This is a genomic window from Roseomonas rosulenta (assembly GCF_016106005.1).
In the GTDB taxonomy this organism is placed as follows: domain Bacteria; phylum Pseudomonadota; class Alphaproteobacteria; order Acetobacterales; family Acetobacteraceae; genus Neoroseomonas; species Neoroseomonas rosulenta.
The window spans coordinates 1-6,238 of sequence record NZ_JACADR010000262.1 but is presented as its reverse complement, the minus strand read 5'-3'; the positions used below and the strand labels follow the sequence as shown (position 1 = coordinate 6,238).

At 71.9% G+C, this 6,238-nt stretch carries 7 protein-coding genes; all 7 read left to right on the top strand.

The genetic code is table 11. The features are described from left to right. The first annotated feature begins 176 nt into the window (after positions 1-176). Positions 177-1,370 (top strand): ABC transporter permease, encoded by a 1,194-nt coding sequence (locus HW578_RS21465; RefSeq protein ID WP_198372757.1) that lies wholly within the window; start codon positions 177-179, stop codon positions 1,368-1,370. Then, positions 1,370-2,140 (top strand): ABC transporter permease, encoded by a 771-nt coding sequence (locus HW578_RS21460; RefSeq protein WP_198372756.1) that lies wholly within the window; start codon positions 1,370-1,372, stop codon positions 2,138-2,140. Before HW578_RS21465 ends, HW578_RS21460 begins: the two co-directional genes overlap by 1 nt. A 248-nt stretch (positions 2,141-2,388) precedes the next feature. Continuing rightward, on the top strand, positions 2,389-4,101 hold the full coding sequence (rpsA, locus tag HW578_RS21455; protein ID WP_198372755.1) for a 30S ribosomal protein S1: 1,713 nt from the start codon (positions 2,389-2,391) through the stop codon (positions 4,099-4,101). A 171-nt stretch (positions 4,102-4,272) separates the two neighbouring features. Further along, positions 4,273-5,190 carry a signal peptide peptidase SppA gene (gene sppA, locus HW578_RS21450; protein WP_198372754.1) on the top strand — a complete coding sequence of 306 codons (918 nt, stop codon included), beginning with the start codon at positions 4,273-4,275 and terminating at the stop codon, positions 5,188-5,190. A gap of 60 nt (positions 5,191-5,250) precedes the next feature. Continuing rightward, on the top strand, positions 5,251-5,571 hold the full coding sequence (gene ihfB, locus HW578_RS21445; RefSeq protein ID WP_198372753.1) for an integration host factor subunit beta: 321 nt from the start codon (positions 5,251-5,253) through the stop codon (positions 5,569-5,571). Next, entirely contained in the window at positions 5,572-5,880 is a 309-nt protein-coding gene (locus tag HW578_RS21440) for a LapA family protein (protein ID WP_198372752.1), read from the top strand. It abuts the gene before it with no gap. Between the two features lies 1 nt (position 5,881). Beyond that, positions 5,882-6,238, top strand: a 357-nt coding sequence (locus tag HW578_RS21435) for an orotidine 5'-phosphate decarboxylase / HUMPS family protein (protein ID WP_198372751.1), incomplete at its 3' end; no start/stop codon positions are given.

Sequence of the window (6,238 nt, the reverse complement as noted above, 5' to 3'; positions counted from 1 at the left end):
CCTCGGCCAGGCCCGGAAGGGGGTGGTGCCGCGCCGCCGGGAACCGCCGCGGGCGGCGCCCGGGTCCGGGCGCCCGGCCCTTGCGCGACGACGCCCCGGCGGCGTTCCCTGCCAGCGGAGCCCACCGGAGTCACCGCCATACCGCATCCGCCCCGCCCCGAGCGCAGGACCGGCGCATGAGCGCCTCCCCGCGCATCTCCGCCACGCTGCTGGTCGCGCCGCTGCTGGTCTTCCTGCTGGCGGGCTTTGTCGCGCCGATCGGGGTGTTCCTGTGGCGTGGCGTGACCGATGCCGAGGTCGCGCCGGTGCTGCCGCGCACCGTCGCGGCCCTCAGATCCTGGGACGGGCGCGCGGCACCGGACGAGGCCGCCTTCGCCGCGCTGGTCGAGGACCTGCGCGAGGCCCGCGCTCGCGAAAGGGCGGCCGGTGCGGGTGCCATCGCCCGCGCCGCGGCGCGGCTCAATGCCGACCGGCCCGGCTTCCGCGGCCTGCTGCCGATGACGGCGCGGCGCGTCGATGCGCCCTTCGACGGGCCGGCGCGTGCCGCGGTGCTCGCCATCAGCGAGGATTGGGCCGATCCCGAGACCTGGGGCGCGATCCGCCGTGCCGGCGGGACGCTGACTTCCTTCCATGTCCTGGCCGCGCTGGACCTCCGGCGCGACGCCACGGGGGCGGTGCAGGTGGTGCCGCCTGACCAGCGGGTATTCGGCCAGGTGCTGTTGCGCAGCCTGTGGATCTCGCTGCTGGTGACGGCCGCCTGCCTGGCGCTGGGCTGGCCGCTGGCTTGGCTTGTCGCCACCACGCGGGGCTGGGCGGCGACGCTGCTGCTGGGGGCGGTGATGCTGCCCTTCTGGATCTCGCTGGTGGTGCGCACCGCGGCCTGGATGGTGCTTCTCCAGCGCGAGGGCGTGGTCAACGCGGCGCTCGGCGCCTTCGGCATCGGGCCGCTGCCGCTGATGATGAACCGCTTCGCCGTGGTGCTGGCGATGGTGCACATCCTGCTGCCCTTCATGGTGTTGCCGCTGGTGGCGGCCTTCCGCGGGCTCGATCCGCGGCTGCCGCGGGCGGCTGCCAGCCTGGGGGCCTCGCCCTGGGGGGTGTTCCGGCGGGTGACACTGCCGCTGTGCCTGCCGGGGATCGCGGCCGGGTGCATCCTGGTCTTCATCCAGGCGCTGGGCTTCTACGTGACGCCGGCGCTGCTGGGCGGGCCCGGGGACCAGATGCTGGCGTGGTTCGTGGGCTTCTATGCGACGCGCAGCGTGAACTGGGGGCTGGCGGCCGCACTTTCCCTGCTGCTGCTGGCGGCGGTGGGGGTCTGCGTCGCGCTGTACGGGCGGCTCGCGGGGTTCCGCCGGCCGGGGGCGGCGTGATGCGCGCGGTGCTGTGGTTCGCGGGGCTGCTGGTCGCGGCCTTCCTGCTGGCGCCGATCCTGGCGATCCTGCCGCTATCCTTCTCCGCCGGGTCGTTCCTGTTCTACCCGCTGCCGGGGCTGTCCCTGCGCTGGTACCGGGATTTCTTCGGCTCGGATTTCTGGCTGCCGGCGCTGTGGAACTCGCTGCTCATCGGGGGCGCGGCGGCGGGGCTGGCGACGCTGCTCGGCGTGCCGGCCGCCTTCGGGTTATGGCGGCTGCGCGGCGCCATGCGGGCGGTGGCGATGGGGGTGGTGCTGGCGCCGATGGTGGTGCCGGTGATCGTGGTGGCGGTGGCGCTGCTGCTGGCCTTCGGGCCGATCGGGCTGGTCGCGACCCATGCCGGGATGGTGGTGGCCCATGCCACGCTGGGGGTGCCCTTCGTGGTGGTGACGGTACTGGCTTCGCTCGAGGCGTTCGACCCGGTGCAGCTGCGCGCCGCGGCGGCCTGCGGGGCGGGGCCGGTGCGGGCCTTCTTCCGGGTCTGCCTGCCGCAGATCGCGCCCGGCGTGGCGGCGGGCGCGGTCTTCGCCTTCGCGACCTCGCTGGACGAGGTGGTGGTGGCGCTGTTCATCGCCGGCCCCGCGCAGCGCACGTTGCCGCGGCAGATGTTCGCCGGGCTGAACGACAGCATCAGCCTGACCACGGCGGCGGCGGCGGCGATGCTGGTGGGGCTGTCGGTGCTGTTGCTGCTGGTGGTGGGCTGGCTGCAGCGGCGCAGGCCGCGCTGAGCCGGCCGTTTCTCGAGGATTTCCAAGGCTTGTGTCGCGTTCTGCTTGACTCTTTTCCTGTCAACCCTTAAGCGCGCGTGTCCCCAAGCGGGACCGGAACCGGGGCGAACCGTCACGCGCCCCTCCATCGGGCCCCGACCAGCTGCCACCACAGGCGCGCCGGGCCAAGTCGTTCCTGCCTTGAGGCAGGCGCGCAAGCCGCATCTCCCGCCGCGCTGGCGGGCCGATACCGGAAAGCACAGGACTGCATGGCCACCATCACCGCCGACCGCGCGGGCAGCGAGGATTTCGCCGCCCTTCTCGACGAAACGCTTGGCGCCGACACCGGATTTGCCGGATCGGTCGTCACCGGCAAGGTCATCCGCGTGGATGACGACGTTGCCGTCGTCGATGTCGGCCTCAAGAGCGAGGGGCGCGTCCCCCTCAAGGAATTCGCCGCCCCGGGCCAGAAGGCCGAGGTGAAGCCCGGCGACCTGATCGAGCTGTTCGTCGAGCGCTACGAGGACCGCGACGGCTCCATCGTGCTGTCGCGCGAGAAGGCGCGGCGCGAGGAAGCCTGGACCAACCTCGAGAAGTCCTTCACCGCGCAGCAGCGCGTGAACGGCGTTATCTTCGGCCGCGTGAAGGGTGGCTTCACCGTCGACCTGGGCGGCGCGGTGGCGTTCCTGCCGGGTTCGCAGGTGGACATTCGCCCGGTGCGCGATGTCGGCCCGCTGATGGGCTCCCCGCAGCCCTTCCAGATCCTGAAGATGGACCGCGCGCGCGGGAACATCGTCGTCAGCCGTCGCGCCGTCCTCGAGGAGACCCGTGCGGAGCAGCGCAGCGAGCTGATCCAGGGCCTCAAGGAAGGCATGATCCTGGACGGCGTGGTGAAGAACATCACCGACTACGGCGCCTTCGTGGACCTGGGCGGCGTGGACGGCCTGCTGCATGTCACCGACATCGCCTGGCGCCGCATCAACCACCCGAGCGAGGCGCTGACCATCGGCCAGCCGGTGAAGGTGCAGGTCATCCGCTTCAACTCCGAGACGCAGCGCATCAGCCTCGGCATGAAGCAGCTGATGTCCGACCCGTGGGACGGCGTGGCGCTGAAGTACCCGGTCAACGCCAAGTTCGCCGGGCGCGTCACCAACATCACCGACTACGGCGCCTTCGTGGAGCTGGAGCCGGGCGTCGAGGGCCTGGTGCACGTCTCCGAGATGTCCTGGACCAAGAAGAACGTCCATCCGGGCAAGATCGTCGCGACCTCCGAGCAGGTGGACGTGATGATCCTCGACGTGGACGAGCCGAAGCGCCGTATCTCGCTCGGCCTCAAGCAGGCCCAGGGCAACCCGTGGGAGCTCTTCCTGGAAGCGCACCCGCCGGGCTCGATCATCGAGGGCGAGATACGCAACATCACCGAGTTCGGCCTGTTCATCGGCGTGGGCCCGGATGTCGACGGCATGGTCCACATGTCCGACCTGTCCTGGGACGAGGCCGGCGAGGCGGCGATGCAGGCCTATACCAAGGGCCAGGTCGTCAAGGCGAAGGTGCTGGATGTGGATGTCGAGAAGGAGCGCATCTCGCTCGGCATCAAGCAGCTCGAGGCCGACCCGGCCGCCGAGGTGCTCGACCGCGTGCGCAAGGGCGACATCGTCACCTGCGTTGTCACCAAGATCGAGACCAACGGCATCGAGGTGAAGGTCGACGAGGTGCTGACCGGCTTCATCCGCCGCGCCGAACTGGCCCGCGACCGCGCCGACCAGCGGCCAGACAAGTTCGCGATCGGCGAGAAGGTGGATGCCCGCGTGACCGCGGTGGACCGCGCTGCGCGTCGCCTGGCCCTGACCATCAAGGGCAAGGAGATCGAGGAGGAGAAGGAGGCGATGAAGGAATTCGGCTCGGCCGACTCCGGCGCCTCGCTCGGCGACATCCTGGGTGCTGCCATCCGCCGCCGCCGCGAGATGGCCGGCGAGGAATAAGACCCGCGCGCCTTACGGCGTGATGGTGCGAACCCCCGGGGCAGCGATGCCCCGGGGGTTTTGCGTTCAAGGCGGTCCAGGTGGCACTGCCACCTGGCGGGGTGGTCCGGAGGGGCGGCGCTCCTCCGGTGCCCCTTGCCCGCGGGCGTGCGCATCGCCATTGAACCCTGTATGTCCCTCGACGCCGACCTGCTCGCCGATCGCCGCCGCCTGCGCCGCCGCCTGACGCTCTGGCGCGCGCTCGCGATCTTCGCGGCCTTCGGCGCGCTGGCACTGGTCGCCGGGATCCGCGAACCCTCGACCGTGCTGACCGGCGGCGCCCATGTCCTGCGACTGCCCGTCACCGGCTTCATCAGCGAGGACCGGCGCCTGCTCCAGGCGCTGGAGCGCGCCGCGACCGATGACTCCGTGCGCGCCGTGCTGGTCGCCATCGACAGCCCCGGCGGCACCGTGGCGGGCGGGGAGGCGCTCCACGGCGCCCTCGCGCGCATCGCCGAACGCAAGCCGGTGGTGGCGGTGATGGGCGCCACCGCGGCCTCGGCCGGCTACATGGTGGCGTTGCCGGCGCATCGCGTCATCGCGCGGGATGCCACCGTCACCGGGTCGATCGGCGTGCTGCTGCAATCCTTCAACGTCGCGGAACTGCTGGAACGCGCCGGGGTCCAGGCGCAGGTCATCGCCTCCGGCCCCCTCAAGGACCAGCCCAGTCTCTTCCGCCCGCTGACCGAGGAAGGCCGTGCCGCGCTCGATCGCGTCATCACCGACCTGCACGCGCAATTCGTCGCGATGGTCGTGGCGGGCCGCCGGATGGAGCCCGCCCGCGCCCGGGCGCTCGCCGATGGTCGGGTCTTCACCGGCCGCCAGGCGGTCGAGGCCGGGCTGGTGGATGCCATCGGCGGGGAACGCGAGGCCCGCACCTGGCTCGCCGCCGAGCGCCAGGTGCCCGAGACCCTGCCCATCCGCGACGTGAACATCCGCAGCACCGCCGAGCGCCTGCTCTCGTCCGCCACTGAGGGCTTCATGAAAATCCTTTTTTCGGAATGGCTTGGCGTTGACGCCCCTCGCGCCCTTTGGCAGCCTTCACGCTGAACTTCACGACGAAGCGCAGCAACGCGCGGTGGCCGCTGCCACGCCGAGGGAAGGCTAGGAATGACGAAATCCGAGCTGATCGCGCACCTGGCCGGTGCGAACCCGCATCTGCGCCAGCCGGATGTGGAGCTGATCGTCACCACCATCTTCGACGAGATCACCGAGGCCCTGGCGCGCGGTGACCGGGTGGAGCTGCGCGGCTTCGGCGCCTTCTCGACCAAGGCACGGGACCCGCGCACCGGGCGCAATCCCCGCACGGGGGAGGCGGTGGAGGTCTCCGCCAAGTCCGTGCCGTACTTCAAGCCGGGCAAGGAACTGCGGGAACGCATCAACAAGCCCGCCGCCGCGCCAGTGCGGGCGGCGGCACGCGTGCCGGCCTGAATGCGCTGGCTGGTCTTCCTGCCGCTGGCGGTGGTTGTGGTGCTCTTTGCGCTGTCGAACCGGGACGCGGTGGAGATGCGGCTCTGGCCCTTCGATGTCGCCTGGGTGGCGCCGCTGGCGGTGGCGGTGCTGGTGCCCGCTGCCCTGGCCTTCCTTTTCGGCGCGTGCATCGTCTGGCTGTCGGACCTGCCGGCGCGCAAGCGGGGCTGGTCGGCGCAGCGCCGCGCGGCCGCCCTGCAGCGGGAGCTCGACCGGCTCCATGCACTGGAAAAATCCGCCGCGGCCGACCGGCTGGCGGGATCGGCCTGACATGATCGGCAAGCCCGAGGGCGGCGCGGCGCGGATCATCCCCGCGCTGGACACCGGCGACCTCGTCCGTGCGGAGGCGCTGGCGGCGGCGCTGGCCGGACGCTGCGGCGTGCTGAAAGTGGGGCTCGAACTGTTCTGCGCGGCGGGGGCGCCGGCGGTCGCCGCCATCGCGCGCCACGCGCCGGTCTTCCTCGATGTGAAGCTGCACGACATTCCCAATACCGTCGCCGGGGCGCTGCGGTCGCTGCTGCCGCTCCGCCCGGCCATGGTCACGCTGCATGCCGGCGGCGGCCCGGCCATGATCGCCGCCGCGCGGCGCGAGGCCGAGACGGCCGGCGCCGGCCGCCCGCTGCTGCTG